The organism is Scytonema sp. HK-05 (genome assembly GCF_963872035.1).
Taxonomy (GTDB): domain Bacteria; phylum Cyanobacteriota; class Cyanobacteriia; order Cyanobacteriales; family Nostocaceae; genus Kalymmatonema.
Genome location: NZ_CAWMYC010000092.1, coordinates 208,707 through 235,094, shown reverse-complemented (window position 1 = coordinate 235,094; position 26,388 = coordinate 208,707). Strand labels below are relative to the sequence as shown.

Sequence of the window (26,388 nt, the reverse complement as noted above, 5' to 3'; positions counted from 1 at the left end):
TTTTGTGATGGTAGACAAGTCCTCTTGGTTTTGAGGAACTGCTGATGTATGAATATATGAACCTTATCGATCCACCACTGAAAACAATAATAACACTTGGTTTCAGTGGTAAGTTCTGCCATAAGGCGTTAATCAATATCTGCTATGAGGCGTAAATGGCAGAACAGGTAGCTGAGCAAAGCTTTCTTACTTTATAGGTATTTACTGGCAAAGCAACACCCTGATAGTACTACTACCAGGGTGGTATGAATCTTTGCCAAAAGACCACAAGAAACAATCGTAAAGAGCTTTCTACATATACTTTTTCAGCAACAACCCTAACTTTTCTTTAGTGACTGCTGGAGCCTTTTCTAGGTTCGTCAAAATCGCATACTTTAAGGCTGAATGTGCATCACTTGGGGGTGGGTTTTCAGTTAAACGCCGTACCGTTTCTTGAATCACTTTCTGAGCATTGACTGCATTTCGCTGCAAATTAGCAATTACCATGTCTACCGTCACGTTATCGTGATCTGGATGCCAACAATCGTAATCTGTCGCTAGCGCTAAAGTCGCATAAGCAATTTCTGCTTCCCGTGCTAACTTCGCTTCTGGCAAATTCGTCATCCCAATTACTGTTGCACCCCAACTGCGGTAAAGATTTGACTCTGCTTTTGTCGAAAATGCTGGTCCTTCCATACACACATAGGTACCGCCACGATGCAGCGTGATATCCGGTAAGTTGAGAGATGCGATCGCCGAAGCGACAACTCCAGCCAAATTTTTACAAATTGGATCCCCAAAAGCGATATGAGCAACAATTCCCTCACCGAAAAACGTTGAAACCCGATTTTTCGTTCTATCAATAAATTGATCGGGAACCACCAAATCCAGTGGTTTCACTTCTTCCTTCAATGAACCTACAGCTGAAGCCGAGATTAAATACTCTACACCCAGTTGCTTCATTGCATAGATATTGGCGCGAAATGGCAACTCGGAAGGTAACAGCGTGTGATTACGACCATGACGCGCTAAAAAAGCGACTCGCGTACCCTCTAAACTTCCCAGTATCAAAGCATCAGATGGTGAACCAAACGGCGTCTGGATATGCACCTCTTCGATATCTTTGAGGGCATCCATTTTGTATAAACCGCTGCCACCAATAATTCCAATACGAGTTTCTGCCATTATCTTTAAACTTCGTTAGGGTTAGGGAATAAAATTAAGAGTTACGAGTTATAAATAATAACTCATAACTCATAACTCTTAACTTTTAGAAGTAATCTACCCGTGCATCTAACCCACGTGAGCGTAACCATTTAGACAAGTCTTCTGCTTGTGAGCGTTCTCTAAATTGTCCAGCATTTACAAAAGGACCAAGTCTAGATTCAGCGCGGAAAGCCTCGGGAATATACTGACGCACTTGATCCAAAGTGTCATTTCTAGAAATCGGTACGACCACGACAAAGCGATTCTCCCCTTTAGGACTCCATCCTGTAGAATTGTCTGGATTATTGCTTATCCCTAATGCTTGCCAAGTTTGATAATTGACAAACCCAGTCGTTTCCAGTCCATAATATCGCTGGAATTGAGCTACAGCATCTCTAGTTGCTGGACCATAATAACCAGTGATATCACCGTTAAAGAATCGCAAATTCTGCAAACGCTGTTGCACGACTGTAACTCGCCGACTTCTCTCACCTTGACAAATATCTCCGGTTGTTGAACAACCATAATTTTGCCCAGGATTTTGCCCAGGATTTTGCCCATAATTTTGCCCAGGATTTTGCCCATAATTTTGCCCTCCAAGAGCTGTCGTTATGGCTCCTAAGGTTTGTGAGTCGGCGACACCGCTGGGTACTATTCGATAATCTTGCTGAAAACGTGCCACAGCTTCCTGGGTTGTTGGACCAAAGTAGCCAGTTGGATTCACTCTAAAGTAGCCCAACTGCTGCAAATCCTGTTGCAATTCTCTCACCTCGGCACCTGAGTCACCCAAATTTAAAGCATTGGGCAAGTTATCTCCACCAATACCGTCTGAGGAATTGTAAGTTGAGGTGTAAGTTGAGGTGTAAGTTGAGGAATTGTCAGATGAGGAATTGTAAGTTGAGGAATTGTAAGCTGAGGAATTGTAAGCTGAGGAATTATTTCTGTTAAGACTGATACGTATTGCTTCTTTTGTTCTCCCACCGACAACACCATCAGCACGTATTCCATATGATTGCTGGAATCTTACGACTGCTCGTTGAGTTTCTGGACCAAAGTTGCCTGTTATCGGACCATTAAAGTAACCTAACCGCCGCAAATCCTGCTGTAACCTAGTGACAGCTTGACCTCTGCTACCTGGTTGCAAACCCCCACTCACACTTCCACCAGGTCTTCTACTTTGACATTGAGATTGCAAGGCTTGTTGAGTTCTAGCACCCACAACTCCAACAGCTGGTAGTCCATTGGTTTGCTGGAACCGAATCACAGCATTCTGGGTTAAGGAAGCAAACTTACCTGTTACCGGACCATTATAATAGCCCAGCTTGCTCAAACATCTTTGGATTTCTGAGACTTGAGAACCGCTACTTCCTACTTTCTCAACTGCCACCGCCCGCTGGGCTATACTTAGAACTGCTAAAGTCAGTGCTACAGATAAAAGGTGTATGGCACCACAGCTAGACACTGTTTTCCAGTTTAACTGTGCAAAAAGATTATAATTAACTTGGACCTGTTCATCCTCATTTCTTATTGATGCCTCGTTTGCTTCAGCAAACTGAAGATAACCAATCTTTTCCATAATTGTTTCAAGTTCTTAGTTTAGATAATTTCCCTGTTGTAGATTTGGTCTGATACAGAGCGTTAGTCAATTGTTTGTATATACCATTATTGATACACTTGTGTAACAGATAATTCCTTACAACTCGTTTTGTAATGATTAAAATTTTATTTATTCCGTAAATTCACCGTAGTCGTGCCAAATCTTTACTGCTTGATACCGTACATTAAGAAAACCTTGAAAATACTGTTTACAAAGGTTTCATACACCAAGCAACTAACCCCCCAATTTGACTGAATTGCACAAATTGACTTATAAAAAAAATATACCAGTTTCTTAAGTAAATTGCTTGGCTTGGCTATAGTAGCAGTCCCACCCCACTACACATTACAAGATTGTTCTGTTTGTGGAACACGAGTTAAAAAGTCATTGTCTACTGCTACCCACACATGTCATGAATGTGGAACAGTCATGCACCGTGACCACAATGCCACTAGTACCGCAAGGCGGAAGTCATGCATTCAAAAGTCAAAAGTCAAAAGTATTATGGAATGGGCTTTTTAGGGATTTTAAATGGTGAACCAGCGCTGCAGGAGGGTTTCCCTCCGTAGGCGACTGGTGAACCCGAAGGGTTGCCCTATTTACGCCGAACTGTACTAGGTTGATTTTGAACAAAGGACTTAAAAGTGAGCCACTTGCGGTGGACGGGTTCCCCGGCATAAGCAAAGTGGCGTTCGTCCTAGACGTGCCGTGCCTCCTCCGGAGGAGCTGCGCTAACGGCGATAGCCGTGGCGTTAGCCATAGGCATACCCGAAGGGGACTGTGGGGCGCACAGAATTCTATTGCTCCGGGACAGAACAACCTCTCATGACGGTGGGGAAACTCCTCTAGACAAGTTGACTGGATGAAGGGAGAATCCCACGGCGTGTCTGCGGTGGGAGCATCAATTGACATGAGCCATCATCAAATGCTCAGCCAAAATTCGATTTACTGTATCCCGATATGGTAAAGAAATTGGCAAGCTCCAGAATCTTCTGAATAAAGGAAGGCGTGGTGACTTGAAGCTAATCGTCACGATGTTAGGTTTTACTTCGTTCCACTTATAGGATGCTAGCTTCTCCCACTTCACCACTGAAAACATATAGCAGATGCCATTCTCTCTCAACTCCAGGCTGCTCAATCCTACGCAGAGCAAATAGATGGCAAGCGACCAGTAGAAAACCAATTGTGATATGACTTGTGCCAGATTAGTGTTACTCTCAAGCCCTGTTGAAATTTGATTGATCGCCGACCAAGTGAAGAGGACTGTGAACAGGACTTCCAATGCACCAAACCAAAAAATTATTTTGCTCACTGAAAGCCGTCCTGCATTAAGTAATAAAGCACCAGCCTTTGCCTTTCGCCAGTTCCAGCTAAGTAGCCATAAAGCCACAAATGCTGCAAAAAGAAAATCAAAGCTTATCAATCCATATTTGCCTAGTGAATGAAACCCTAAGCTAAAGAGGAAACCCAGTGGGAGCAACAAAGCAGTGCGAAGCAAACGTCTTTGAGCGACTTCGTGCCCGAGTGTACGGCGGGAAATAGCGTATACAATTGCCATAAACAGCAGAATAACAATTAATGGTGCCAATGTTGCAGAAAAGAACTCAATCATTGCTATATCCTTACATCTAACGTTCTTTATAGATATCAAGCCCCAATTATCAAGGCATATTTTAGTCATAAGTGTTGAACTATAGAACTTATGCACTATAGAAATCGTCTACATATGCATTGACAATAGGTCTTTTTTACAAGCTTTATATATAAAGCTGTTAGCTAAACTTTAGGTAGCAATTGTCAAGAACTGAGAAATTTTTAAACACAACCCTCAAAAATTCTCTTCTCTCAAGATTTACACCCACCATACAACCACGCTAGGAACGCTTCGCATAACGCATTAATCACATCACAACTGATTTGTAAAGTGCATAAATTCTAATCTATATGTAGTAGCCAATTTCGCTAGGATATGCAGCCTTTATCCTACCTGGTGACTCTTCCCAGATTCCTTGATGGGATTGTTTGTGATGGCGAACGGATACACCAGCTACGCAAGTGCCGTGAGTATTCGATAGAAGTCCGGTGACCTCACACCCTTGCAGAAAGCGGATGTTATTGATAAGAGCTAAGCGGCGGCGCACCTTGCAATCTATTAAATCGCGACTGAATCCCAACATAGAAATATCGGAGGGAAAGCGAACTCCCCATCCAGCAGGATTAAGCCACATCATATCTGCTGCCACATCTATTAAATGAGCACCAGCAGCAATCATTTCGTCGCGCAGTCCAGGGAAAAATTTTTCGAGGATGATCTGACCTTGCAGCAAAAGCACATGTATGTGGCGAGACTGAGGAGTTCCCTTGCGCGGAATAGGTTCTTCAGGAAATTGATCTCGTTCAATGAGCGTGACTGCAGGGAAGCGATCGCTCAAAATCCGAGCCACGACTAACCCAGCCATACTACCGCCGATCACAATTGCATGATTGTTCGCCATTTTTATTGTGATAAATTTCCTTTTTCTCAAGTTTAAGCTAACCTGCTGTTGTGAAAGCTTAGCTCAAAGGCACTCAAAAATTGCTGTATGTGCTGATTGTGTAGGCTCGTGTTTTTTAAACTTCTGAAATTATTGAAATGAAGCTTTAAATTTGACTAAGTTTCTTAATAAAAAAATGGCTGCTAAGCGCGTTTATCGTTTGAATAAAAGACAAATGAGGTGACGGAAAAGCCTAAAGCCGTGCTAAGTAGCTATAAGAGTTTGATTTTTCACGCGCAAAGCGATTGTCTATTCATCCCTATCAGGCAATGAAAAGAATAGTATGAGTCTTGGCAGCTTAAGGTATATGTTTTACTGTTGTTGGTTTACTGTTATTGGTCTGTTTGCTCTGTCTGTGTCTGTTGGGAATCCTCTTGTTTGTCAACTTTCTGCGTATTACCTGCTTTCACCCAACCTTCTTGTTCGCCATCTTCCAAGCGAATCTTTTGCCAGACTTGATCTTCGCTTTGTTCGAGAACGATCACTCTTGAATTAAAACCAATCCCACCAACACGTTCAGCATCCTGCTTTGCTTCTGCTCGCAAAATCAAGCCTTGCTTCCAAGTAACACGCGCTTGGTAAGCTCCTGGTGGTAATGGCTTGGGCGATTCGCTAGCCTTTGGAGTCGGGGTTGGCTTAGGAGAAGCTTCACCCTTCGCGTCAGGCTTAGACGCTGCTTTTGCTGCTTTAGGTACAGTCGGTTTTGGCTTTTCCCCTCTGACAGCGGGGCTATCATTGGCAAAAATGGGTTTGGCGGGAGGTGCTGAGGTTCGATTCATAAAATACAAAGCAGCAGCGACTCCACCGCCAGCTAAGATAGCAAGCGCCAAGAAAATCCCTAGTGTATACTTCAGTATGTTAATCATAGTGACAAGTTCACCCTACAAATTTATGAATTATAAATTATGAATTATGAAAATTTTTACTGTTCATAATTCATAATTTTTCACTCATTATTGCAACTGGCGTTGAATGCGATCGCTCAAAGGATTGTGTTTGGAAGCCAGACGCGCTCTACCCGCCGCCGCCCATTCTTGCAGTTGCTGAATTTGCTCGACAGCGGTTCGTGCTAGGGGTATGATCTGACTGGCAGCTTCTAAAATGTCATCGGTATTGAAGTCCCGGTTTTGGCTAAACCCGATGTGCATTGCTTCAATCAAAGTTTGCTCAATTTCTGCTCCAGAAAAATCAGGTGTTTCGTAAGCTAACCTATCAATATCGTAATTTTTTAAGTTATGCGCACGCAGTCGAGATAAATGCACGGTAAAAATTGCTTTTCTCTCTTCTTGACTTGGCAAACCAACAAAGAAAATTTCATCAAACCGCCCTTTTCGCAGCATTTCTGGTGGTAGCGCTTGAATGTCGTTGGCGGTAGAAACAACAAACACAGGTGAGGTTTTCTCGGCTAACCAAGTAATAAATGTACCAAAAACACGGCTCGTGGTTCCCGCATCACCTTTGCTACCTAGCCCGGAAAAGGCTTTATCTATCTCATCTATCCACAACACACAAGGAGCGAGGGCTTCGGCGACTTGTATCATTTGTCGAGTGCGGGATTCCGACTCACCCACCAAACCCCCAAACAATCGTCCCACATCGAGACGCAACAAAGGTAAATGCCAATGATGGGCGATCGCCTTTGCAGTTAACGATTTCCCAGTTCCCTGAATTCCCACCAACATCAAACCACGGGGGTGCGGTAATCCGTACTGTCGCGCTTTTTCGGTAAATGCTCCACCTCGGCGGAGGAGCCAATCTTTGAGGTTATCCAGTCCGCCGATATCAGAAATTTGCTCTGTGGCTGGGTAAAAGTCGAGGATTTGAGTTTGGCGAATGGTTTGGCGCTTTTCTTCCAAAACCAGATCCACGTCTTCTGGTTGTAGTTCACCGTGCGTCGCGATCGCCCGTGATAAAACCCGACGAATGCGTTCCATCGATAGCCCTTGACAAGAGCGCACCAAGTCATCTAAAACTCTACCAGGAAGAGAGTGACCAGTCGCGGCTATCAAACGTTCCACTTCCGCTTTAATTTCCGTGGCGGCGGGTAAGGGAAACTCAAGGACAGTAAGAACTTCGCTTAAGTCGTCAGGAATCGCAACTCTCGGCGACAGCAACACGATATTTTTTGGTTGGGACTTGAGGAGTCGGGCGAAGTTGCGGAGTTTGCGGGCGATCGCCACATCTTCTAAAAACCGATGGTAATCTCGGAGAATAAACACCCCAGGCGCAGAAGCTGGGAGTTTTTCCACCAATTCCAAAGCTTGTAAGGGGTTACGCCGACCAAACCCAGCATCGTTGGGATTGCCTTGATAACCATCCACAAAATCCCAAGTATACACTGGACGATTACCCTGGTTCGCGGCTTCTTCGCGGATAGCCGCTTCTACCCGTTCCTCTTCATAGGTGGGAATGTAGATTAAGGGGTAGCGGGCGCGTAATAGGAGTTTAAACTCGTCACGGAAGCTCATAAGTAGATGTTAGGAGTAAGTTGTTAGTTCTTTTCTCATTGTTCAGGTTTGTTATGCTTCTAACAACTCATTAACCCTGACTTTTGACGCCATGTGGAAAAATCCACACTAAACCTAACCCCCAACCCCTTCCCTACGAGGCTCATTTTGACGGTTAGAGAGACGCGATAAATCGCCGTCTCTACAGAAGATCTATCCCTCAATTATTCCTTGACAGACTACTACCCTTCGGGAACGCTAAGAGCGATCGCTCCATTCGCAATGACAAATGTATATTCAATTTTGCATTAATACTTATCAGGTTATTTTCATGGGGAGCATCCCAATTTGGCAAAAAGCCCCTCAGGCTATAAGCCTGGGGCTATACTAACAAAGCCTGCCTTGTGCGTATAGCGATACCCGAATAGGGTATTGTGGCAAAATTGGGATGGTCTGTTTTCATGTCTCGTTCTCCCCGGAATTTACAACCAGGATTCTGCTATCACATCACCACCCGGTGCAATAACCGCGAATTTCGGCTCACCCGCTTAGAATGTCGGGAAGTGCTTTTATACGCTATCAAAAAAGCACAGCAGAAGTATGGCTTTAAACTCTATGCTCTTTGTATCATGAGCAACGCCCCTTTGGGGAAGTCAAAAGTCAAAAGTCAAAAGTCAAAAGTCAAAAATAAGTATTTGAAAATAGCTGCTATGTTATGATTGTGCTCCCTAATTTTAGTTTTGAGCATGAGTAATTATATACCAATTTCTGATAGAACCTTTGAATTTGCTGTTAGGATAACAAAGTTATGTTCATATCTTGATAAGCAACCAGGTACAGCCCCTCCGGGGAAGTCAAAAGTATCAAGTCAAAAGTCAAAATTAAGAACCCCCACAAATAAATTTGAGGACTTAGCGGATACTTCTTTTTTTGACTTTTGACTTTTGACTTTTGAATTTGAGCGCAGCGAGTGGTCTCGTTCTGCCGAAAGTAACAAGGATTTTATAAGCAAGCAAGCAATAGCTCTTAAAGAAGCAAAGGAAACAAGATATTGGCTAAAGCTGTTAGTTAAGTCAGAAATAATGCCTGAAGTAAAAATAGTAAGTCTGTTAGATGAATGCGAGCAGTTAATTAGAATTATTGCTAAATCAATAGTAACGAGTAAAGAAAAATCCTAATAATAATTTTTTGACTTTTGACTTTTGACTTTTGACTTCCCCAAAGGGGTTGCCAGGTATTGAAATCCGGAAATGTTGATTCTAGCGTGCAAAAGGAAGCTGCAATAAATATTCACAAAATTCTGAAACGCTTAGATGTTACAGTTTACAAGTCTCGATGCGAGAGAAGAGAATACCCCACCAAAATTGTGAAATACGCCACGTAACATTGTGAACCACAGGTAGGTGTCCCCTTGGGGCAATAGTATCAAAAGTGACTTCAACGAACGTCTCCATCCAGCTTCTTTCCACTCTCCAACCGACGCGATCGCCAAACTTTTTCCAGGCTTCTTCGTAGAATTTACCGTCCGGCTTGCCACCGACACTGAGGTAAATTTCCTTTTGAACGCTGAAGCCAAAACGCCCATTGCTGTATTTTACCCAAAGTTGGTCAATTGTGCGCAGGTCAGTGCAGGGAAAGTTTAAGAGTTCTTCTTCTCTAATCCAGTCATTTTCCTTGCGCCCGACAGCTTGGAGCATCACCAGATAAGTTTCATAGTCAGCTTCTTTCCACTTGCCTGCTGCTAGCAAGTCACGCAGTTTGGTGTAGTCTATTCCCTTTTCAGAGGGCAGATCATCAGTCTGCTGGTTTTGTCGTTGCAGTCTTTCGGCTTCTTGTTGTTCCCCTTCTTGTTTCAGTAAATTTACGAATTCGTTTTTAATCTCGTAGTAGTTTTGCAACTTCTTTAATTCAGCTTCAGCTTTTTCCCCCAGTGGGTATCCTTGTTCAGCTACTTTCTTGTTAAATTGTTGCTTGTAAATCTTATAAGGTTCTAATACTTCTTCTTGGACTGCACAAGCTTGTTCATCCGTTAATCCTAACTTTTTCTGTAAATTATTTAATATGTGGGATTCAATGTCATCATCAATCACGCCATCAGAAGCAAATTCTTCAACTTTCTGACGATACTTAATAATATTTTCTGGTTCTTCCTGTTTGGTTATAGGGGGAGTTGGTGGTGTTAGTGTGGGTGAAGGAGAAATAACACTTGCTTTGCGAGCATCCTGTGGGGGTGAAGTGAGTGTAGGGGTGGTATTTATACTTTCCCCATGCAAATCTTCTTTTCTGAACAGTTGAGGTGTCAAATGCTCTTGAATCCCTGCCATGCGGATGACTCTACAACCAAGTTTATATGCGAATTCAACGCTTCTTCCAGCCCCCAGAGCATCGTAAAATCCAACAGCAAATTTAATGGCAGCTCTATCGCCAATTTCCTGACTCATGCCGATAACATAATCAATATGTTGGGCAATGGCTTTGGCTTGAATCTCGGAATAGCAAGCATTAAGTAATACACACTCTACTTGATCTGCGAACAAGTCAAACAGTCCAGCTAATGCTGCTGCATCCACTAGCTTTTGTTGTCCGGTATTATCTTCAAATATTAAACCCTCTTCCCCTGCACCATGTCCGGAAAAATGAATAATCTGGGGTTCGTAATTCAGAATAGAGCGGTGAATATCTAAGTCGCGCACTGCTTCTGCCGACTCTATCTTAAAGCTGTCGCGTTTTTTCGCTAGTTGTAACCCTTCCTTAATTTCACGAATCTCCTCATTCAAACGCAGTTGTTTGGTACCTTTGGGATTCGCTGACAACACTAAGATTTTTTTGACTGGAATTTCATCATTCATTTCATGTCAGGGTTTTATTAATAATATTTCCAGGTTAAAATCTTCCTTTGATCCTCTGGCTAGACATTGGCTTGATAGGGGTTTGCCTACACCACTCTCTCATAACTATGTCAATTCTATATGTTTCCATACTAGGGAATACAATAAAGCAACCGTGAATTCCGCAAAAGATTGTGTTATGCAGCAAGGGCAACCCACCTTGAATTCTTGATGGTGCGTTGCGCTGTGCGACAACACAACGCCAGTTGCTACAACGCGGGAAACCCGCGCAGGAATGACAAATGAGGTCAAACGAGCTAACGATTGTTATCAGCAAGCACTAAAAATTTACCAGGAAATTGGCGTTCGCTCAGCGGCTCCTCCGGAGCATCGCTTGGGTGAAGCTAACACCTTAAAAGCGATTGGCGATGTTTTGCAGTTCCAAAAAACGTAGCCCTGAAGCTTTAGAACGTTACGAACAAGCATTGGCATTCTACCGCGATATTGGCGTTCGCTCAGCGGCTCCTCCGGAGCATCGCTTGGGTGAAGCAAACACCTTAAAAGCGATTGGCGATGTTTTGCAGTTCCAAAAAACGTAGCCCTGAAGCTTTAGAACGTTACGAACAAGCATTGGCATTCTACCGCGATATTGGCGTTCGCTCAGCGGCTCCTCCGGAGCATCGCTTGGGTGAAGCAAACACCTTAAAAGCGATTGGCGATGTTTTGCAGTTCCAAAAAACGTAGCCCTGAAGCATTAGAACGTTACGAACAAGCTTTGGCATTCTACCGCGATATTGGCGCTCGCTTGGGTGAAGCAAACACCTTACAAGCGATTGGCGATGTTTTGCAGTTCCTGGGACGTAGCCCTGAAGCATTAGAACGTTACGAACAAGCATTGGCATTCTACCGCGAAACTGGTTCTCGCTTGGGTGAAGCTAACGTTCTGCAAGAGTTTGGCAAATTACAAGATGACCCAGTTCAAGGGCTAGAATATCTCCAACAAGCTCAAAACCTTTACCTTGAAATTGGCGATATCTATAGCCAAAGCCGCAATCTACTCTACTTTATCGCCGATACTCAATTAAACATGGGACAGCGAGACGCCGCTGTTGACTCCTTGCATCAAGCTGCTGAACTCGCCACCGCCATTAACTATGAACCCTTTCTCGAATACGCCCAATCTAAAATAGCGGAAATTGACTCTACTCCCCTCTCCGCTCGCGGAGAGGGGCTGGGGGTGAGGTTTCAGCGAGGTTGGGTAAAGCTTACTTTCATCTGTGTCGGCATAGTTGCTTTCTTCTGCCTTTGGTTTTTGCTGCACCGCTAATACCGTGGCGACTATTGCGGAGCTTATTCCAGCATCGATATTAATAACTGCAATTCTTGAAAGGTTGAGTTTATCTGCGCACATCTTTTCCATTATATATATGATATCTTGTCAACTCGTCAAAAGTCAACCCTAAAATGAAAACATCCTCATTCCACCTAGACTTATAGCAGTTTTCAATTGGGTGAATAACAGGTTTTTTGTAGGGGCTGTTCTGTGCCCATTGGTGTCAACTTAACCCAAAACCCTGTCTTTAATCTCGGGCGCGGTGGTTCCACCTGGAAATGCCCTTGAAGCGGCACAGCCGCTGTTAAGCAAGGCAGAGCCTCCCAGTAGAGATTCCCAGCCTGAGGCTGGGAACGAGGCAACAATTCTCGCTCCACTCCACCCCGGTTTTGTCTTACGCCAAAACCTCCCCTCCCCAAGGCATCGGGGAGGGGATTAAGGGGAGCCAGCGCTGCAGGAGGGTTTCCCTCCGCAGGCGACTGGCGTGTGGGGTAAAATCAACGTGGAATAAACGCTTAAACCTCAACTTAACACCAATAGCTGTGAGGTTACTCCACCGCTGATAGTATGGCGACTACTGGGGGGCTTTATCCAGCGTTAGTATTTTAGCTACTGCAATTCTTGAAAGGTTGACTTTATATAGAGGCATATGTGTCAACTTGAATTGAAAGCTTTCTAATTCAACGTGAGTTCGACAAACTTCACCCTTGGGCGATCGCTACCAATTAATTACCGTTAACATTGTTACCTTTGCAAACTCAGTATCAGCACTCACTAAACTTGCTGAATTTTGGATCGCCATTGCTGCAATAACAGCATCCGGTAATTTCAATCGATATTGCAGGCGAATTTCAATTATTTTCTCAATTAACGCAGCATCACTCGCCACTAAACCGATAATCTCCACTCGCTGAAGAAACAGTTGAAAAAGCTGACGATCATCTTGACTTAGCCCAGAAAAAGCCAAAAATTCAATTTGGCTAATAACTGAAACTCCAATCCAATCAGCATTTTTAAGTAATTGAATGAGTTGAGAATTCCCTTGAAGCAGAGCCACAATCGCATTCGTATCTAACACGTAGCGATTACCACTCATCCCGCAGAGTCCTCTGCATAATAAGTGCATCTCCCTGCCAAGTTAACCGCCCTACCAAGTCGGAGAAATCATAGCTGGATTTTTGCTGCCCTTCTGACGAAACTGGATTCAAAACAACAACAATGTTCACTTCTCCAGCGGCTAACTGCGTTGGAATATTAAGATTCAAATATCCTGATTCATCAATCGTAGTCGTAAGTTTTAGAACTTCCATTGCCCATTTCTGACTCAACAAAACGAACTTCGTTTACACTATTGGAGCACAAAGCCCACTTCTTTATTCATTGTCTTTTTCTACTGTGGTAATACTATTGAAAAGGTGGGTTCGCCTGCGCACACCTTTTCCATTATATATATGATATCTTGTCAACTCGTCAAAAGTCAACCCTAATTTGTAGTAAGTGCTTTAGCGCTAAAGCGCTTACTACAAAGCTATCAATCTACGCTCCTGGTAATTGGTTTTTCAAAGATTCCAAAGAAGACCAACGCCTGTCAACAGAATTATTGAACTTGCTCTCAGCGCTTGCTTGAATCCCCTGACAATTGGCATCACACAACTGTCGCTGGGGCAATTCCAAACACATTTGCTCGTACAGCCATTGATCAGGATAAAAATATCCCTCAGGTGAAACTGTTTCTATTAAATCATCAAAAGCGACTTCCCGTTCTAAAGGCAGGTCATCTGTTTCGTTAGCTGATTCATCTAACCAGATAATTTCCTTGGGCTCAACCATCAAACGATGATTATAGTTTTGCAAGCACCGACTGCAGGTACAAGTAATAATTGTTTCTGCCTGACTTGACACTTGTAAATAATTACCGTGATGCTGCACACGGATGCGACCGCGAACTGGTGTCAAAGTTTCTAAACCGGGCAGAAACTCATTCACTTGGATTTCTTCTGTCCGTTCCGGCGCTTTAGTAAGCTGCGGAATATAAATTGCGTCCATAGGACTTGTGAGACATCCTCACTACAAATTGTGCGTAACTACAAAATATGCGTATCATCAGCGATGCAGCTGTTAATACATATTTAAGTTTAGCTTTTCTACAAATTAGTTTTATAACTACTAAATTCGGATTTCCGAAACTTTTTATAGAAATTTTTCTCTAAAAGTAATGAGTTATGAGTGATGAGTTATGAGTTATCAATCTTTGTGTTAACTCTTGACTCCTCACTCTTGACTCTTGACTCTTGAGTGTTGACTCCTAAGTGTTCAATTATTCGATTGATGCAAGGCGTACAACAAGCTGACGAAACGGCTCTTTCCCTCGGCTGAAGGTTTCTAAGTCACCAAACTCCTTAAATAAGGTGTGAACTTGACGACGTTCGGCTGAACTGAGTGACTTGATTTCTACTTCTTGACCAGAGGAGCGCACTTGCTCGGCAGCTGCTTCAGCTAGGGCGCGAATTTCTGCAAATCTCTTAACACGGTAGCCATTCAACTCAACAGTGTATGAGGCTTGCTCCTCCTGTGGTTGATTTAAGTTGAGAATAGAATTTGCTAGATACTGAATCGCATCTAGCACTGAACCATCGGGACCAGTTAAAATCTCAATTTGCTCCGGCGTTAGGTTTGTTTCATCAATCGTCAACCAGTAACTATCAGGTTCTGGAGATTCCTCGTCCTGATTAACGATTGTTTCTATCTCACCTTCAATATCAACAGATAGCCCATTGAGTTGCAGTAGTGTTTTTAACCACTCCTGACCGCGTTCCATTCGACTGTCTGTCATCATTACCCTGTAGTCTTTTTCTTAGAACTTTTTGGCTCAAACGGCAGCGATTTTTGTTGTGCGCTTTCTTCTTCTTTTTTCTGAGTCTCTACCATTTTTTGTAGTTCTTCAGGCAGAGGTTCGCGCGTGAGAATGTAGGTTTGCAGTGTCTGGAAAATATTACCAATCACCATATACATCAGCACCCCAGCTGGTAGGGGGAAGAACAAAAACATCCCAGAAAAGATGACGGGAGTTATTTTGTTTACCGTGTCCTGCTGCGGGTTAGCATTTGTGCTATTTTGCCCAGAAAGGATTTGGCTGACGTAGAGGGTAATACCAAACAGGACTATCATGGCGACGATATCCCAGTGAATAGTACCGTCTGGATCAGTTGCACCAACCCGACCTAAGGCATCAATAAAGAGAAATCCTTGACTTGCTGCGAGTCCCGGAATTGTTCCCTGAATTGTAACATCCCCTGGCTGTAAGGCTTCTATGTTACCTTCAGCATCAATTTTTACCCGTTCCTCCCCTTTAGTCACTGACCATTGGGGGATTAACTGAGTGTTAGGGTGTTCTGCTAAAAGTGCTTGGAATGGTTTGCCCTCAGGGGTTTGATATTCTATCTTTGTATGTTCTCCCACCGCCAATTTGTTGCCTGCGGGAACGATGGCAGATACCTTAAGGTGTTCCCCTTCAGCAACATAGATGTTTTGTGGGGGAGTGGCAAAGGCTTGCGGTTGAATTCGTTCGATTTGTTCAGCAGGCAAGATTTGCAAGTTAACACTATAGTTCACACCAGAAAAAGGTGAACCCCGCAAAGTCGCAAATAGTGCTAGTAAAACTGGCATTTGCAGCAGCAGTGGCAAACAACCTGCAAGCGGGTTGCCAAATTCTTTTTGGACGTTCATCATTTCTTCCTGCTGCTTTTGCGGATCGTCCTTATACCGCTCCTTGATTTCTTGCATTTTCTTGTTCATCAGAGGTTGCACAATCCGCATTCGTCGCATGTTGCGAATTGAGCCAGCACTCAGGGGATAGAGCGCGAAACGAATGATCAATGTCAATGCCACGATTGCCAATCCATAGCTAGGCACAATGCTATAGAACAAGTCTATGATTGGCAGCATCACGTTGTTCGAGAGAAACCCGATACCAAAATCCATTATTCTGAATTCAACCTGAGATACTGTAAATTGACTTAATCTAATTTATCTAAATCGTGATTTCCATGTGACTAGCTTCGTACTACGGATAGCCGCACATTATATGAGATGGGGGTAGAGAGCGAAGCGAGTATTGAGGGAGATGGGGGAGATGGGGGAGATGGGGGAGATGAAGGAGATGAGGGAGATGGGGGAGATGGGGGAGATGAAGGAGATGAGGGAGTAAAGAATTTCTCGTTTATCCTGTTTATCCTTCTCATCGTCCTTATCCCCCTCATCCTCCTTGTCTGGCTCATCCTCCTAATGCCCCTCATCACTTTTTAGCGCCCACATAGCTAGGGTTTTTGGCGATGACTCTTTCTTCAATGTAGTCATAGATTTCCCGAAACTTGGGAACAGCCCGTAGTTCCAGACGACTACCATCTCTAAGAGTGATAACCATATCCCCCCACGCTCCTATACCACGGGGAACTTTGACAATTTTGACAACTTCTGAGTAAATCACATCGGTGCGATCGCGCCCCCTCCAACCACCTGTCACAGAAACCCTGCGATCGCTGATCCGGTAGCGCAGCCACAATGCCCTAACAATCGCCCCGACTGTCAATGGTAGTCCAACAACTGTTAGCCCAATCAATATGTTCGTAATTAAATCCCCAATATGGGGACCACCCTCAAAATAAACTTCTTCACGAATGCCCATTGAACACCTCTGCTTGTGCCAACAACTGCTCTAATTCTTGCAGAAATTGTTGGCTTACGCACTTCATATCTGCTGCTGTTGGTTTGACAACAAGCACAATCCGCCATCCTGGTAATATCCTTGGCAACAACTGATACAATGCAGCTGCTATTTGCCGTTTCAGGCGGTTGCGAACGACTGCTCGTTTGCTGACTTTTGTGCTGATCGAAATGCCAATTTGGGCTGGAGTCAGATTTGCTTTGTCGTTTGTTTGCATTTCACAAGCAGCATCCGCAGAAGGTTTGCACGAAGGTGACGGTCGCAAGGCTCTTAATGTTAAATGTAAACCATGACGACGAATTCCTTCCCGGAAAACTGCCTGGAAATCTCTGTGAGATTTTAGCCGATTTGCTTTAGGCAATGCCACAACTGCTATGAATCGCTTTGGAATGCCTTATACGCTCAAACGATAGCGTCCCTTTCTTCTTCTAGCCTTGATGACGTTTCTACCGTCTGGAGTTCGCATCCTCGCGCGAAAACCAGAGGTTCTTTTTCTCTTACGGCTAGTGCCTTCCAGCGTTCTCTTCATGTTTTTATCCTCTTAGACAATTTTTATAAAAAAAGTCACAATTTCCAATTTTATCACTTATTATGCAAAAAATGTGTTGATGGGGACTCGGGACTAGGGATTAGGGACTGGGAGGAATTGTCGCGCGGGGATTGCAACACTCCGCCCTATTCCAGCCTCACAGCGAACCCCCTACACCCCCATTCCCTTACACCCCTAGTTGTTGAGTATGGACTCTTAACTTAACTAATGCTGATAATCCATGTTCCGACGTAGCGCGATAGCGGCACATCGCCAGGAGACTGAATTGAGCAGTTAAAATAGAAAACTCCACCAAAAGCTGGGTTTTTCACGTTAGAGAGAACCAACTCAACATTGCTACCTGCTGGTATTGCTTCTTGGGGATAAATTTGAATGACGCGATTTTCTTTATCCCACTTCACCTCGGATACTGCAATCTTTTTGTTCCTAACCCTGACCTCGACCTCTTTGGGATCAAAGGTTCCTTTGTAGTAATCAGGATAAGAAATCACAAAATGAGCAACTGCTGTTTTCAGCTTTTTGCTAGAAATTTTTAGTATGTACCTATCCCAGCCATTGCTTTGACCGCCAAAATCTAACCGGAACGGTAGCTGATTTTCACTTTTGACACCGCTAAACAGCGTAAACCCTGGCAAACTCTGAGCCCAGCTTATGGCTGGTATCCCAGCCAGCAAACAGCTAGTCACAGCTAAAGTAGAAAGTAAACGTCGCATGGTTAAGCTCCTGAGGCAGAAATAGGTCTTTTATCTAAACAACTGGGACTAAAGGTTCGTAACTAAAACTTTACTACTGACATTTAGATATTGATATTGGACGTAAACTACCAAAAAAAGTGTCACTAACAGTATTATTACATAAATAAAGACATTTAATAGTAAAAAATTATACAAAAAATGTTCTATTGTAAGGATTTTTTAATTTGCACTCATTAAAAACAGGGTTGAGATTTCATTGTGTTGCAAAATATGTAGAAATATATATGCTTTGTTATAAAAATTGAGTAATCTAATAGTAACATCAGTAGTTAAGTTGGAGTAAACTAGCTAAAATAAGTTGTACTCAAGGCAGGATTTATTAAGATTATTTGGGGATAGTTTTTGAAAATTTTCTTAATATTGCAGTATGTAAAAAAATAAGAACAAAATTTTTAAATCCCTAAAAGAAGTTGAAGAGAAAGATGCAAAATTTGGGGGTTAGCATAGGATCTGCAATAGATGACGCTTTTTGCAAATACATTGGAATCTTGAAATCCTGTAAGAACCAAATTGAGGCTTTGCGTAAGTAATTGTAGATTGTGAGAGCGAAGGTTAAGTTGCAAATTGCTAACCAACTGCCTTCTTCTGCTGTCCATGCACACTATAAATGCGTCTGTTGCCTCACCCTTAAAAATTTCACAGCTTGCAGAAAATAGGTATTTATCTTAAGGAGATTGCATGAGAATAGCAGTTGCTAAAGAAATTGAAGTTTGTGAGCGTCGAGTTGGCTTAATTCCTGACACGGTTGCCCGATTGGTAAAACAAGGTTTGGAAGTGTGGGTAGAAACTGGTGCAGGTGAGCGAGCTTTCTTTTCTGATGCAGCCTATGAAGCAGCAGGAGCTAAAGTGATAGCTGATACTGCCACATTATGGGCTGAAGCAGATATTCTGCTTAAGGTTGGAACACCTCAAGAGCGAGAAGATGGACGCTCAGAAATTGACTTGCTGAAGGAAGGGGCTGTGCTCATTAGCTTTCTCAATCCTTTGGGGAATCCATTTGTAGCGCAGCAACTAGCAGAACGCAAGGTAACTGCTATCAGTATGGAGATGATCCCGCGCACAACTCGGGCACAAAGCATGGATGCGTTATCGTCGCAAGCGTCAATAGCGGGTTACAAGGCGGTACTGATTGGTGCAGCAGCATTACCAAAATATTTCCCCATGTTGACAACAGCGGCTGGGACAATAGCTCCAGCGAAAGTGTTTGTTATGGGCGCTGGTGTGGCTGGCTTGCAGGCGATCGCCACCGCCAGACGCTTGGGAGCGATCGTAGAAGCCTTTGATATCCGCCCCGCTGTCAAAGAAGAAGTCCAAAGTTTGGGGGCAAAATTCGTCGAAGTCAAACTGGAAGAAGAAACCGTCGCCGCCGGAGGCTACGCCAAAGAAATTTCTGAAGCGAGCAAACAGCGGACTCAGGAACTTGTCGCCGAACACGTAAAGAATGCTGATGTGGTGATTACCACCGCCCAAGTTCCTGGTAGAAAAGCACCACTTTTAGTGACTGAAGAGATGGTGGCACAAATGAAGCCAGGTTCAGTGATTGTGGATCTCGCCGCCGAACAAGGTGGTAACTGTGCTTGCACCGATCCCGGCAAGGATATTGTGTGGAACGGCGTCACCATCATCGGTCCCATCAACTTACCATCATCGATGCCAGTCCACGCCAGCCAATTGTATTCCAAGAATGTGACATCGTTGATGCAGCTTTTGATTAAAGACAAAGCGTTGCAAGTGAACTTTGCCGACGACATCATCGATGCCGCTTGCATTACCCACGCTGGCGAAATTCGCAACCAGCGGGTGAAGGATGCCGTACAAGCTTTGAGCGGCGTGGCAGGGTAACAGGTTCGTACTAAGGGCTAAAGTGCTTAGTACAAGCCAATTAGCAATGACCAAAAGGAGTTTTTTTATCGATGACAGAAGCATTAATTGCCGCTTTATTTGTGTTTGTTTTGGCATCCTTTATCGGTTTTGAAGTCATCAACAAAGTCCCACCAACGCTCCACACCCCCTTAATGTCAGGCTCCAACGCGATTTCTGGGATTGCCGTACTTGGGGCAATAGTGGCTTCTGGTGCCAGAGAGACGAATCTCTCAGTCATTTTAGGTTTGATTGCCGTGATATTGGCAATGGTTAACGTGGTGGGTGGCTTTCTAGTCACAGACAGAATGCTGCAAATGTTCAAGAAAAAGGAGATTAAGGCGTGAGCGACTTTTTACCAACTGGGATACAACTGACGTACTTAGTCGCTGCATCCTTATTCATTCTAGGTTTGAAAAAGCTGGGATCACCCGCGACAGCAAGACAAGGTAACGTTGTCGCAGCGCTGGGGATGCTGTTAGCGATTGTGGCAACACTGCTGGATCAGCAGGTGTTGAACTACGAGATGATTTTGGTGGGGTTGGCTATTGGTTCTTTGATTGGGGCGATCGCCGCCTACAAAGTCCAAATGACAGAAATGCCCCAAATGGTGGGTTTGCTCAACGGCTTAGGTGGTGCAGCTTCGGCACTTGTAGCAGTAGCTGAATTCTGGCGGTTGCTGGGAAATGGTGAGGGAATACCCCTTGATGTCAACATCTCGATGCTACTGGATGTGTTGATTGGTGGTGTTACCTTCACAGGTAGTATGCTGGCATTTGCCAAGTTGCAAGGTTTAATCAGCGGTACCCCGATTACATTTCCTTTCCAGCAACCAATCAACGCCTTCCTCCTGATTGCATATCTGGCAGGTAGTGCCTATTTAATCATCACACCAGATAGCCTACCCGTATTCTTGGGAGTGGTTGCTGTATCTCTGGTACTGGGTGTAATGTTTGTCATCCCCATCGGCGGCGGTGATATGCCTGTGGTGATTTCGCTGTTGAACTCGTTGTCGGGTATAGCGGCGGCGGCGGCTGGTTTTGTGGTGATGAACAATATGTTGATCATCGCTGGTGCTTTGGTGGGAGCATCTGGCTTAATCCTCACCGAGATTATGTGTAAGGCGATGAACCGCTCTCTATTCAGTGTGCTGTTCAGTGCTTTTGGCTCATCTGGCGCATCTGGTGGTGCTGCTGCTGGTGGGACAACCGATCAAACCGTCCGCAGCATCGATCCAGAAGAAGGCGCGATGATGTTGGGTTATGCCCGTTCAGTGGTGATTGTTCCTGGTTACGGGATGGCGGTGGCGCAGGCGCAGCATAGCGTACGCGAGTTGGCAGATCAACTCGAACGCATGGGCGTTGATGTGAAGTATGCAATTCACCCCGTTGCTGGTAGAATGCCTGGACATATGAACGTGTTGCTGGCTGAAGCGAATGTGCCTTACGAGCAACTGCATGATATGGATGATATCAATCCCCAATTTGATCAGACGGATGTGGCTTTGGTGATTGGGGCGAATGATGTGGTGAATCCGGCGGCGCGGAGTGATGCAAATAGCCCGATTTATGGTATGCCCATCTTGGAAGTGGATCGGGCAAAGCAGACAATTGTGATTAAGCGCGGTATGAGTACAGGTTTTGCTGGTGTAGATAATGAGTTGTTCTACAAGAATAAAACCACGATGCTCTTTGGTAGCGCTAAGGATATGGTGGCGAAGTTGGTTTCTGAGGTGAAGCAGTTGTAAACGAACCGCCAAGACGCCAAGGGCGCAAAGGAAAAAAGAATTAGACAGTTAGCTTGCCTTGGGAGGAGAATGTTCTTAAGGCAAGCTTTTTGCTATGTAAAAAGTAATACTAAGATAGAAGAGAAAAAGGCTATTGTTGATTGCTCAAGAGAGTTGCTATGGCAAAACAACAGCAGAAATTGATGATTTCTCACCACAGGTATCAAGAACAGGTACAGGAAACGCTAGCGACTCTTGGCAACAAGCCGCAAAATATACTAGTTTTCTATGGGCGATCAGGTATTGGCAAAACAAATTTATCGAAGTCACTTTTTCAATCTTTGAAGCGACACTATCCAGTGTCCGCCCGATTGGATGGAGAGGGAATTTTTAACTACAGCTTGGCACGCAAACCAATTGAACCAGCCGTACTTCAGCTACGAGGGGATTTGCGTCGGGGTGGGGCTGATCTCAGTTGCTTTGATTTGGCGTATCGAATCTACACTGCAGGAGCAAATCCTTTAGTGGTGACAACTTCACCCGAAGTTGCTAATCGGATGGATTGGGCAGATAAAATGAGCAATGCCACGGATTTAGCTGATGCTGTGCTGGAAATGAATCCTGCTGAACTGGCTCCTTCTTTGTTGGAGGGGCTGACGGAACTGGCAAAGGATTTGCTACCTGGTGGACAAGCCTTGGCTAAACTGGGCTGGTTTTTCATCAAGCAGTCTGATCAAATATGGCAGTGGTGGAAAGAGCGCGGCAGTGTAGATTTACAAGAACTGAAAGAATGTGACAGCCCCTATGACATTCTCAAGAAACTGCCTTTGTTTTTGGGAAGGGACTTGCGGCGGTACTTGCGCCAAGCAAAGCAGAAAGCTGTGATTTTTATAGATGGCTATGAAAAATTAGTAGATAAGTTTGGGCGATGCGATTGGCTAGAGGAACTGCTGGAACAGCCGAATCCAAATGTGCTGTGGGTTATTTTTTCTGACCATGCGCTCAATTTTACACTAAATACCCAGCATATTCCTATTCTCCCGTTAGCTGAGGCAGAATGTCAAGCGGTTCTGGAAGAATTTGGAACTATTAATGAACCTCAAATTTGCCAAATTATCATTCAGGCCTCTGGAGGCATTCCCTTTTATTTACGGCTGGGAATCGAGACGTGGCAAGATATCAAAAAGCAGCGCCAGCCGAAGGTTACAGACTTTGCCCGCAATCTAAACCAGGTGTTACGTCAGCGGGATGCAGCTTGGCAGCCAGATGAACGGCGGATGTGGCAAGTCCTTTCTCACTGCCGTACCTGGGATGAACCACTGTTTGAAAAGCTGATGGTGCAGTTTCAGTTGGATAACTGGGGCGATCGCTTCTCTCAAATAACCGCCTCGCCTTATGTTGAGGAGGCGGGTTCAGGATGGCGCTTGAATCAAGTGATGCAGGAGCATTTGCAGGAGAACCAGCCAGAAGACTTACGGAAATCGGTGAATACCTGGTTGTTTGAGCATTATCAAGCAGAATACCAAGAACCAGAATTACAATTAACGGCGCTGGCAGAAGCACTTTATCACGGGTTGGAAAGCCAGGAGCAACAAAGGGCGATCGCTTGGTTTTTAGAGCAAGTGGTGGTGCAGCAGCAACAAGGAAGGCATCAGGCTATTGTCTCGATGTTGCAATTTCTCTTGACGAAGAACCCCACCCCCAACCCCTCCCCGCAAGCAGGGAGGGGAGCAGTCAACGGCGGGGTGGGGTTCAATCAGCAAGTTGCTACTGCTTGGACACTGCTGGGTAAGTCGCTCGTTGCTTTGGGTGATTACGAGCAAGCGTTGGAAGCTTTGGAGACAGCGCGAAGCCAATGGGATGCTTTACAGCAGGGGGAAAGCCTCGATGCTGCGACTGTGGAGTTGGAACTCGCTGGTGTTTACTTGAAACTAGAGCGAACCTTTGATGCGAGCAACGCTGCTCAAAAAGCGTATCGCATACGTACTGCCCAAGTGGGTGCAAATGAGTCAGAGGTGGCTGAGGTACTGAATCGGCAAGCAGAAATTGCGGCAACTCAGGGGTATTATCGAGAAGCGGTGAATCTGAGTCAACGCGCTTTGCAGATACTCCAGTCCCATCCAAATACTCAACCGCTGCAACTGGCTCAACTGAAATACACTGCTGCTTGGTTAAACGCTTACAACAACAATCTGGATGCAGCCGAAAAGCTGTGCCAAGAGGCGCTGGAAATTGTTAAAAACAATGCTAATGATGAGCATCCTCTAGCTATCTCTTGCCAAGCGTCTTTAGGCGATATTTATCAAGGGATGGGACAGCACAAATACCAAAAAGCTTACGAACAGTATCAGTTAGCACTCGATGCAGCAGAAATCAATTTTGGTCCCAGCCATCCCCAAACCCTGCAACTGCTCAACGCCCTCACGCACTTGTGCCGGAGAATGGGGGAATACGATGCGGCGGATGAGTTTGCAAAACGCCACAACGCCCATGTTCAAATCGGTAATTTTGAAGAAACTGCAGATGCTGGCTTACGGCTGAATAATCTTGGCGGTGCGCTTTATGAAAAAGGTGAGTACGGCAAAGCAGAAACACTGTTAAAACAAGCGCTGCAAATCCGCCGCAAGGTGCTGGGAGAAGAACACCCCGACACAGCCGCCAGTCTCAACAACTTGGCAGGATTGTACAGTTCCCAAGGACGGTACGATGAAGCAGAACCCCTGTTTAACCAAGCGCTTCAAGTCCGTCTGAAGGTGTTGGGAGCAGAACATCCCGACACTGCTGGAAGTCTCAACAACTTGGCATGGTTGTACCATAACCAAGGACGGTACGATGAAGCCGAACTGCTGTACAACCAAGTGCTGCAAATCCGCCGCAAGGTGCTGGGAGAAGAACACCCCGACACAGCCGCCAGTCTCAACAACTTGGCAGGGTTGTACAATTCCCAAGGACGGTACGATGAAGCACAACCCCTGTTTAACCAAGCGCTTCAAGTCCGTCTGAAGGTGTTGGGAGCAGAACATCCCGACACTGCTGGAAGTCTCAACAACTTGGCATGGTTGTACCATAACCAAGGACGGTACGATGAAGCCGAACTGCTGTACAACCAAGCGCTGCAAATCCGTCTGAAGGTGCTGGGAGAAGAACATCCCGACACTGCTGGAAGTCTCAACAATTTAGCAATGTTGTACCATTCTCAAGGACGATACGATGAAGCCGAACCGCTGTACAACCAAGTGCTGCAAATCCGTCTGAAGGTGCTGGGAGAAGAACACCCCGACACAGCCCAAAGTCTCAACAACTTGGCAGGATTGTACAGTTCCCAAGGACGGTATGATGAATCCGAACCGCTATACAGTCAAGCGCTGCAAATCAACCGCAAAGTCCTGGGAGAAGAACATCCCGACACTGCTGGAAGTCTCAACAACTTGGCAGGATTGTACAGTTCCCAAGGACGGTATGATGAAGCCGAACCGCTATACAGTCAAGCGCTGCAAGTCAACCGCAAAGTCCTGGGAGAAGAACATCCCGACACTGCTGGAAGTCTCAACAACTTGGCAGGATTGTACAGTTCCCAAGGACGGTATGATGAAGCCGAACCGCTATACAGTCAAGCGCTGCAAGTCAACCGCAAAGTCCTGGGAGAAGAACATCCCGACACTGCTGGAAGTCTCAACAACTTGGCATGGTTGTACAATTTCCAAGGACGGTACGAGCAAGCCGAACCCCTGTTTAACCAAGCTCTGCAAATCCGTCTCAAGGTGCTGGGAGAACAACATCCCGACACAGCTACAACTCTTAACAACTTGGCACTGCTGTACGATTTCCAAGGACGGTACGATGAAGCACAACCCCTGTTTAACCAAGCGCTGCAAATCCGCCGCAAAGTCCTGGGAGAAGAACACCCCGATACTGCCACAAGTCTCAACAACTTGGCAATGCTGTACAATTCCCAAGGACGGTATGAAGCAGCAGAACCTCCTTTGAAACAAGCGCTGCAGATCCGCCGCAAAGTCCTGGGAGAAGAACACCCCGATACTGCCACAAGTCTCAACAACTTGGCAATGCTGTACAATTCCCAAGGACGGTATGAAGCAGCAGAACCTCCTTTGAAACAAGCGCTGCAGATCTGTCTGAAGGTACTGGAAGTAGAACATCCCCACACAGCTTTAAGTCTCAACAACTTGGCACAATTGTACGCAGATCAAGGACGGTATGATGAAGCTGAACCCTTATATAACCAAGCGCTGCAAATCAACCGCAAAGTGCTGGGAGAAGAACATCCCCACACAGCTTTAAATCTCAACAACTTGGCAGGGTTGTACAAATCTCAAGAACGGTACGATGAAGCAGAACCGCTGTACAACCAAGCGCTGCAAATCAACCGCAAAGTGCTGGGAGAAGAACATCCCCACACAGCTTTAAGTCTTAACAACTTGGCAGGGTTGTACAAATCCCAAGAACGGTACGATGAAGCAGAACCGCTGTACAACCAAGCGCTGCAAATCTTTTTGAAGGTACACGGAGCAGAACATCCCGACACAGCCAAAAGTCTCAACAGCTTGGCAGGATTGTACCAATCCCAAGGACGGTACGATGAGGCGGAACCGTTGTACAATCAAGCGCTGGAAATCTTTTTGAAGGCGCTGGGAGCAGAACATCCCCACACAGCCACAAATGTCAACAATTTGGCACGATTGTACGAATCCCAAGGACGGTACGATGAAGCTGAACCGTTGTACAACCAAGCGCTGCAAATCCGTCTCAAGGTGCTGGGAGCAGAACATCCCGACACAAAGCAAGTGGAAAGCAACCTCAATCGCCTACGCGATGAAATGACAAGATGAAAT

28 protein-coding genes are annotated in these 26,388 nt (G+C 45.0%); 12 read left to right on the top strand and 16 right to left on the bottom strand.

Going from position 1 to position 26,388, the window contains the following annotated elements; genetic code table 11:
- Window positions 1-291: 291 nt before the first annotated feature.
- Window positions 292-1,164 (bottom strand): S-methyl-5'-thioadenosine phosphorylase, encoded by an 873-nt coding sequence (locus AACT52_RS13275; RefSeq protein WP_073626762.1) that lies wholly within the window; start codon window positions 1,162-1,164, stop codon window positions 292-294.
- A gap of 85 nt (window positions 1,165-1,249) precedes the next feature.
- Entirely contained in the window at window positions 1,250-2,761 is a 1,512-nt protein-coding gene (locus AACT52_RS13270; RefSeq protein ID WP_073626760.1) for a peptidoglycan-binding domain-containing protein, read from the bottom strand.
- 324 nt (window positions 2,762-3,085) lie between these two features.
- Here AACT52_RS13270 and AACT52_RS13265 point away from each other — a divergent pair, with 324 nt between their 5' ends.
- Entirely contained in the window at window positions 3,086-3,304 is a 219-nt protein-coding gene (locus AACT52_RS13265) for a zinc ribbon domain-containing protein (protein ID WP_096549358.1), read from the top strand.
- A 379-nt stretch (window positions 3,305-3,683) separates the two neighbouring features.
- Here AACT52_RS13265 and AACT52_RS13260 read toward each other — a convergent pair whose 3' ends face one another.
- The 4 genes from AACT52_RS13260 to AACT52_RS13245 all read right to left on the bottom strand — a co-directional run bounded on the left by AACT52_RS13260 (window position 3,684) and on the right by AACT52_RS13245 (window position 7,784).
- Window positions 3,684-4,394, bottom strand: a complete 711-nt coding sequence (locus AACT52_RS13260) for a hypothetical protein (protein ID WP_073626758.1) — start codon at window positions 4,392-4,394, stop codon at window positions 3,684-3,686.
- A 328-nt stretch (window positions 4,395-4,722) separates the two neighbouring features.
- Window positions 4,723-5,277, bottom strand: a complete 555-nt coding sequence (locus AACT52_RS13255; protein WP_073626756.1) for a hypothetical protein — start codon at window positions 5,275-5,277, stop codon at window positions 4,723-4,725.
- A gap of 371 nt (window positions 5,278-5,648) precedes the next feature.
- A complete protein-coding gene (locus tag AACT52_RS13250; RefSeq protein WP_073626754.1) occupies window positions 5,649-6,182 on the bottom strand; it encodes an SH3 domain-containing protein in 534 nt (177 codons plus the stop codon).
- An 87-nt stretch (window positions 6,183-6,269) separates the two neighbouring features.
- Window positions 6,270-7,784 (bottom strand): AAA family ATPase, encoded by a 1,515-nt coding sequence (locus AACT52_RS13245; RefSeq protein ID WP_073626752.1) that lies wholly within the window; start codon window positions 7,782-7,784, stop codon window positions 6,270-6,272.
- A 440-nt stretch (window positions 7,785-8,224) separates the two neighbouring features.
- On the opposite strand from AACT52_RS13245, the gene AACT52_RS13240 reads away from it, so the two are divergent.
- The gene (locus AACT52_RS13240) at window positions 8,225-8,482 is read left to right on the top strand and encodes a transposase (RefSeq protein ID WP_445263923.1); all 258 of its coding nucleotides are present in this window, start codon (window positions 8,225-8,227) and stop codon (window positions 8,480-8,482) included.
- A gap of 225 nt (window positions 8,483-8,707) precedes the next feature.
- Window positions 8,708-8,941: a four helix bundle protein gene (locus AACT52_RS13235; RefSeq protein WP_233153769.1), complete on the top strand. Its 234-nt coding sequence runs from the start codon at window positions 8,708-8,710 to the stop codon at window positions 8,939-8,941.
- A 138-nt stretch (window positions 8,942-9,079) separates the two neighbouring features.
- Here AACT52_RS13235 and AACT52_RS13230 read toward each other — a convergent pair whose 3' ends face one another.
- Entirely contained in the window at window positions 9,080-10,612 is a 1,533-nt protein-coding gene (locus tag AACT52_RS13230) for a GUN4 domain-containing protein (RefSeq protein WP_233153768.1), read from the bottom strand.
- A gap of 274 nt (window positions 10,613-10,886) precedes the next feature.
- Between AACT52_RS13230 and AACT52_RS13225 the strand changes: the two genes are divergently transcribed.
- Genes AACT52_RS13225 through AACT52_RS13210 form a run of 4 tightly spaced genes read left to right on the top strand, consistent with a single transcriptional unit; the run spans window position 10,887 to window position 11,918 of the window.
- Window positions 10,887-11,045: a hypothetical protein gene (locus AACT52_RS13225; RefSeq protein WP_233153767.1), complete on the top strand. Its 159-nt coding sequence runs from the start codon at window positions 10,887-10,889 to the stop codon at window positions 11,043-11,045.
- On the top strand, window positions 11,020-11,190 hold the full coding sequence (locus AACT52_RS13220; protein ID WP_233153766.1) for a hypothetical protein: 171 nt from the start codon (window positions 11,020-11,022) through the stop codon (window positions 11,188-11,190). Before AACT52_RS13225 ends, AACT52_RS13220 begins: the two co-directional genes overlap by 26 nt.
- On the top strand, window positions 11,165-11,335 hold the full coding sequence (locus AACT52_RS13215) for a hypothetical protein (RefSeq protein ID WP_233153766.1): 171 nt from the start codon (window positions 11,165-11,167) through the stop codon (window positions 11,333-11,335). The genes AACT52_RS13220 and AACT52_RS13215 overlap by 26 nt, the downstream gene beginning before the upstream one ends.
- A complete protein-coding gene (locus tag AACT52_RS13210; RefSeq protein WP_233153765.1) occupies window positions 11,310-11,918 on the top strand; it encodes a tetratricopeptide repeat protein in 609 nt (202 codons plus the stop codon). The genes AACT52_RS13215 and AACT52_RS13210 overlap by 26 nt, the downstream gene beginning before the upstream one ends.
- A gap of 724 nt (window positions 11,919-12,642) precedes the next feature.
- Here AACT52_RS13210 and AACT52_RS13205 read toward each other — a convergent pair.
- The 5 genes from AACT52_RS13205 to yidC all read right to left on the bottom strand — a co-directional run bounded on the left by AACT52_RS13205 (window position 12,643) and on the right by yidC (window position 15,905).
- Window positions 12,643-13,020, bottom strand: coding sequence for a type II toxin-antitoxin system VapC family toxin (locus tag AACT52_RS13205; protein ID WP_073626747.1), 378 nt, complete (start codon window positions 13,018-13,020; stop codon window positions 12,643-12,645).
- Window positions 13,010-13,234 carry a hypothetical protein gene (locus tag AACT52_RS13200; RefSeq protein ID WP_073626745.1) on the bottom strand — a complete coding sequence of 75 codons (225 nt, stop codon included), beginning with the start codon at window positions 13,232-13,234 and terminating at the stop codon, window positions 13,010-13,012. Before AACT52_RS13200 ends, AACT52_RS13205 begins: the two co-directional genes overlap by 11 nt.
- 226 nt (window positions 13,235-13,460) lie before the next feature.
- The gene (locus AACT52_RS13195; protein ID WP_073626743.1) at window positions 13,461-13,970 is read right to left on the bottom strand and encodes a YceD family protein; all 510 of its coding nucleotides are present in this window, start codon (window positions 13,968-13,970) and stop codon (window positions 13,461-13,463) included.
- A gap of 271 nt (window positions 13,971-14,241) precedes the next feature.
- Window positions 14,242-14,760: a Jag family protein gene (locus AACT52_RS13190; protein WP_073626741.1), complete on the bottom strand. Its 519-nt coding sequence runs from the start codon at window positions 14,758-14,760 to the stop codon at window positions 14,242-14,244.
- Entirely contained in the window at window positions 14,760-15,905 is a 1,146-nt protein-coding gene (gene yidC, locus AACT52_RS13185; RefSeq protein WP_073626740.1) for a membrane protein insertase YidC, read from the bottom strand. Before yidC ends, AACT52_RS13190 begins: the two co-directional genes overlap by 1 nt.
- Window positions 15,906-16,013: 108 nt before the next feature.
- Here yidC and AACT52_RS13180 point away from each other — a divergent pair, with 108 nt between their 5' ends.
- Window positions 16,014-16,229 carry a hypothetical protein gene (locus tag AACT52_RS13180; RefSeq protein WP_073626738.1) on the top strand — a complete coding sequence of 72 codons (216 nt, stop codon included), beginning with the start codon at window positions 16,014-16,016 and terminating at the stop codon, window positions 16,227-16,229.
- Here the strand turns inward: AACT52_RS13180 and AACT52_RS13175 are convergent.
- The 4 genes from AACT52_RS13175 to AACT52_RS13160 all read right to left on the bottom strand — a co-directional run bounded on the left by AACT52_RS13175 (window position 16,219) and on the right by AACT52_RS13160 (window position 17,910).
- Entirely contained in the window at window positions 16,219-16,608 is a 390-nt protein-coding gene (locus tag AACT52_RS13175; protein WP_073626736.1) for a PH domain-containing protein, read from the bottom strand. The genes AACT52_RS13180 and AACT52_RS13175 overlap by 11 nt on opposite strands.
- Entirely contained in the window at window positions 16,595-17,014 is a 420-nt protein-coding gene (rnpA, locus tag AACT52_RS13170; RefSeq protein ID WP_073626734.1) for a ribonuclease P protein component, read from the bottom strand. Before rnpA ends, AACT52_RS13175 begins: the two co-directional genes overlap by 14 nt.
- A 27-nt stretch (window positions 17,015-17,041) precedes the next feature.
- Window positions 17,042-17,176, bottom strand: coding sequence for a 50S ribosomal protein L34 (gene rpmH, locus AACT52_RS13165; RefSeq protein WP_071838482.1), 135 nt, complete (start codon window positions 17,174-17,176; stop codon window positions 17,042-17,044).
- 221 nt (window positions 17,177-17,397) lie between these two features.
- A complete protein-coding gene (locus AACT52_RS13160; protein WP_073626732.1) occupies window positions 17,398-17,910 on the bottom strand; it encodes a DUF2808 domain-containing protein in 513 nt (170 codons plus the stop codon).
- Window positions 17,911-18,630: 720 nt separating this feature from the next.
- Here AACT52_RS13160 and AACT52_RS13155 point away from each other — a divergent pair.
- The 4 genes from AACT52_RS13155 to AACT52_RS13140 all read left to right on the top strand — a co-directional run bounded on the left by AACT52_RS13155 (window position 18,631) and on the right by AACT52_RS13140 (window position 26,385).
- Entirely contained in the window at window positions 18,631-19,794 is a 1,164-nt protein-coding gene (locus AACT52_RS13155) for a Re/Si-specific NAD(P)(+) transhydrogenase subunit alpha (RefSeq protein ID WP_073626730.1), read from the top strand.
- A gap of 71 nt (window positions 19,795-19,865) precedes the next feature.
- Window positions 19,866-20,159, top strand: coding sequence for an NAD(P) transhydrogenase subunit alpha (locus AACT52_RS13150; RefSeq protein ID WP_073626728.1), 294 nt, complete (start codon window positions 19,866-19,868; stop codon window positions 20,157-20,159).
- The gene (locus AACT52_RS13145; protein WP_073626726.1) at window positions 20,156-21,559 is read left to right on the top strand and encodes an NAD(P)(+) transhydrogenase (Re/Si-specific) subunit beta; all 1,404 of its coding nucleotides are present in this window, start codon (window positions 20,156-20,158) and stop codon (window positions 21,557-21,559) included. The genes AACT52_RS13150 and AACT52_RS13145 overlap by 4 nt, the downstream gene beginning before the upstream one ends.
- A gap of 158 nt (window positions 21,560-21,717) precedes the next feature.
- Entirely contained in the window at window positions 21,718-26,385 is a 4,668-nt protein-coding gene (locus tag AACT52_RS13140; protein WP_073626724.1) for a tetratricopeptide repeat protein, read from the top strand.
- The last annotated feature ends 3 nt before the right edge of the window (window positions 26,386-26,388 follow it).

What these genes read in the sequence shown, in the direction of transcription:
- AACT52_RS13150 (WP_073626728.1), top strand. Translation starts at nt 19,866, where the DNA reads ATGACAGAAGCATTAATTGCCGCTTTATTTGTGTTTGTTTTGGCATCC.
- rpmH (WP_071838482.1), bottom strand. Translation starts at nt 17,176, where the DNA reads ATGAAGAGAACGCTGGAAGGCACTAGCCGTAAGAGAAAAAGAACCTCT.
- AACT52_RS13215 (WP_233153766.1), top strand. Translation starts at nt 11,165, where the DNA reads ATGTTTTGCAGTTCCAAAAAACGTAGCCCTGAAGCTTTAGAACGTTAC.
- AACT52_RS13220 (WP_233153766.1), top strand. Translation starts at nt 11,020, where the DNA reads ATGTTTTGCAGTTCCAAAAAACGTAGCCCTGAAGCTTTAGAACGTTAC.
- AACT52_RS13275 (WP_073626762.1), bottom strand. Translation starts at nt 1,164, where the DNA reads ATGGCAGAAACTCGTATTGGAATTATTGGTGGCAGCGGTTTATACAAA.
- AACT52_RS13205 (WP_073626747.1), bottom strand. Translation starts at nt 13,020, where the DNA reads ATGAGTGGTAATCGCTACGTGTTAGATACGAATGCGATTGTGGCTCTG.
- AACT52_RS13245 (WP_073626752.1), bottom strand. Translation starts at nt 7,784, where the DNA reads ATGAGCTTCCGTGACGAGTTTAAACTCCTATTACGCGCCCGCTACCCC.
- AACT52_RS13240 (WP_445263923.1), top strand. Translation starts at nt 8,225, where the DNA reads ATGTCTCGTTCTCCCCGGAATTTACAACCAGGATTCTGCTATCACATC.
- AACT52_RS13195 (WP_073626743.1), bottom strand. Translation starts at nt 13,970, where the DNA reads ATGGACGCAATTTATATTCCGCAGCTTACTAAAGCGCCGGAACGGACA.
- AACT52_RS13200 (WP_073626745.1), bottom strand. Translation starts at nt 13,234, where the DNA reads ATGGAAGTTCTAAAACTTACGACTACGATTGATGAATCAGGATATTTG.
- AACT52_RS13160 (WP_073626732.1), bottom strand. Translation starts at nt 17,910, where the DNA reads ATGCGACGTTTACTTTCTACTTTAGCTGTGACTAGCTGTTTGCTGGCT.
- AACT52_RS13255 (WP_073626756.1), bottom strand. Translation starts at nt 5,277, where the DNA reads ATGGCGAACAATCATGCAATTGTGATCGGCGGTAGTATGGCTGGGTTA.
- AACT52_RS13270 (WP_073626760.1), bottom strand. Translation starts at nt 2,761, where the DNA reads ATGGAAAAGATTGGTTATCTTCAGTTTGCTGAAGCAAACGAGGCATCA.
- AACT52_RS13260 (WP_073626758.1), bottom strand. Translation starts at nt 4,394, where the DNA reads ATGATTGAGTTCTTTTCTGCAACATTGGCACCATTAATTGTTATTCTG.
- AACT52_RS13155 (WP_073626730.1), top strand. Translation starts at nt 18,631, where the DNA reads ATGAGAATAGCAGTTGCTAAAGAAATTGAAGTTTGTGAGCGTCGAGTT.
- AACT52_RS13225 (WP_233153767.1), top strand. Translation starts at nt 10,887, where the DNA reads ATGACAAATGAGGTCAAACGAGCTAACGATTGTTATCAGCAAGCACTA.
- AACT52_RS13210 (WP_233153765.1), top strand. Translation starts at nt 11,310, where the DNA reads ATGTTTTGCAGTTCCAAAAAACGTAGCCCTGAAGCATTAGAACGTTAC.
- AACT52_RS13250 (WP_073626754.1), bottom strand. Translation starts at nt 6,182, where the DNA reads ATGATTAACATACTGAAGTATACACTAGGGATTTTCTTGGCGCTTGCT.
- AACT52_RS13180 (WP_073626738.1), top strand. Translation starts at nt 16,014, where the DNA reads ATGGGGGTAGAGAGCGAAGCGAGTATTGAGGGAGATGGGGGAGATGGG.
- AACT52_RS13190 (WP_073626741.1), bottom strand. Translation starts at nt 14,760, where the DNA reads ATGATGACAGACAGTCGAATGGAACGCGGTCAGGAGTGGTTAAAAACA.
- AACT52_RS13175 (WP_073626736.1), bottom strand. Translation starts at nt 16,608, where the DNA reads ATGGGCATTCGTGAAGAAGTTTATTTTGAGGGTGGTCCCCATATTGGG.
- AACT52_RS13230 (WP_233153768.1), bottom strand. Translation starts at nt 10,612, where the DNA reads ATGAATGATGAAATTCCAGTCAAAAAAATCTTAGTGTTGTCAGCGAAT.
- yidC (WP_073626740.1), bottom strand. Translation starts at nt 15,905, where the DNA reads ATGGATTTTGGTATCGGGTTTCTCTCGAACAACGTGATGCTGCCAATC.
- AACT52_RS13140 (WP_073626724.1), top strand. Translation starts at nt 21,718, where the DNA reads ATGGCAAAACAACAGCAGAAATTGATGATTTCTCACCACAGGTATCAA.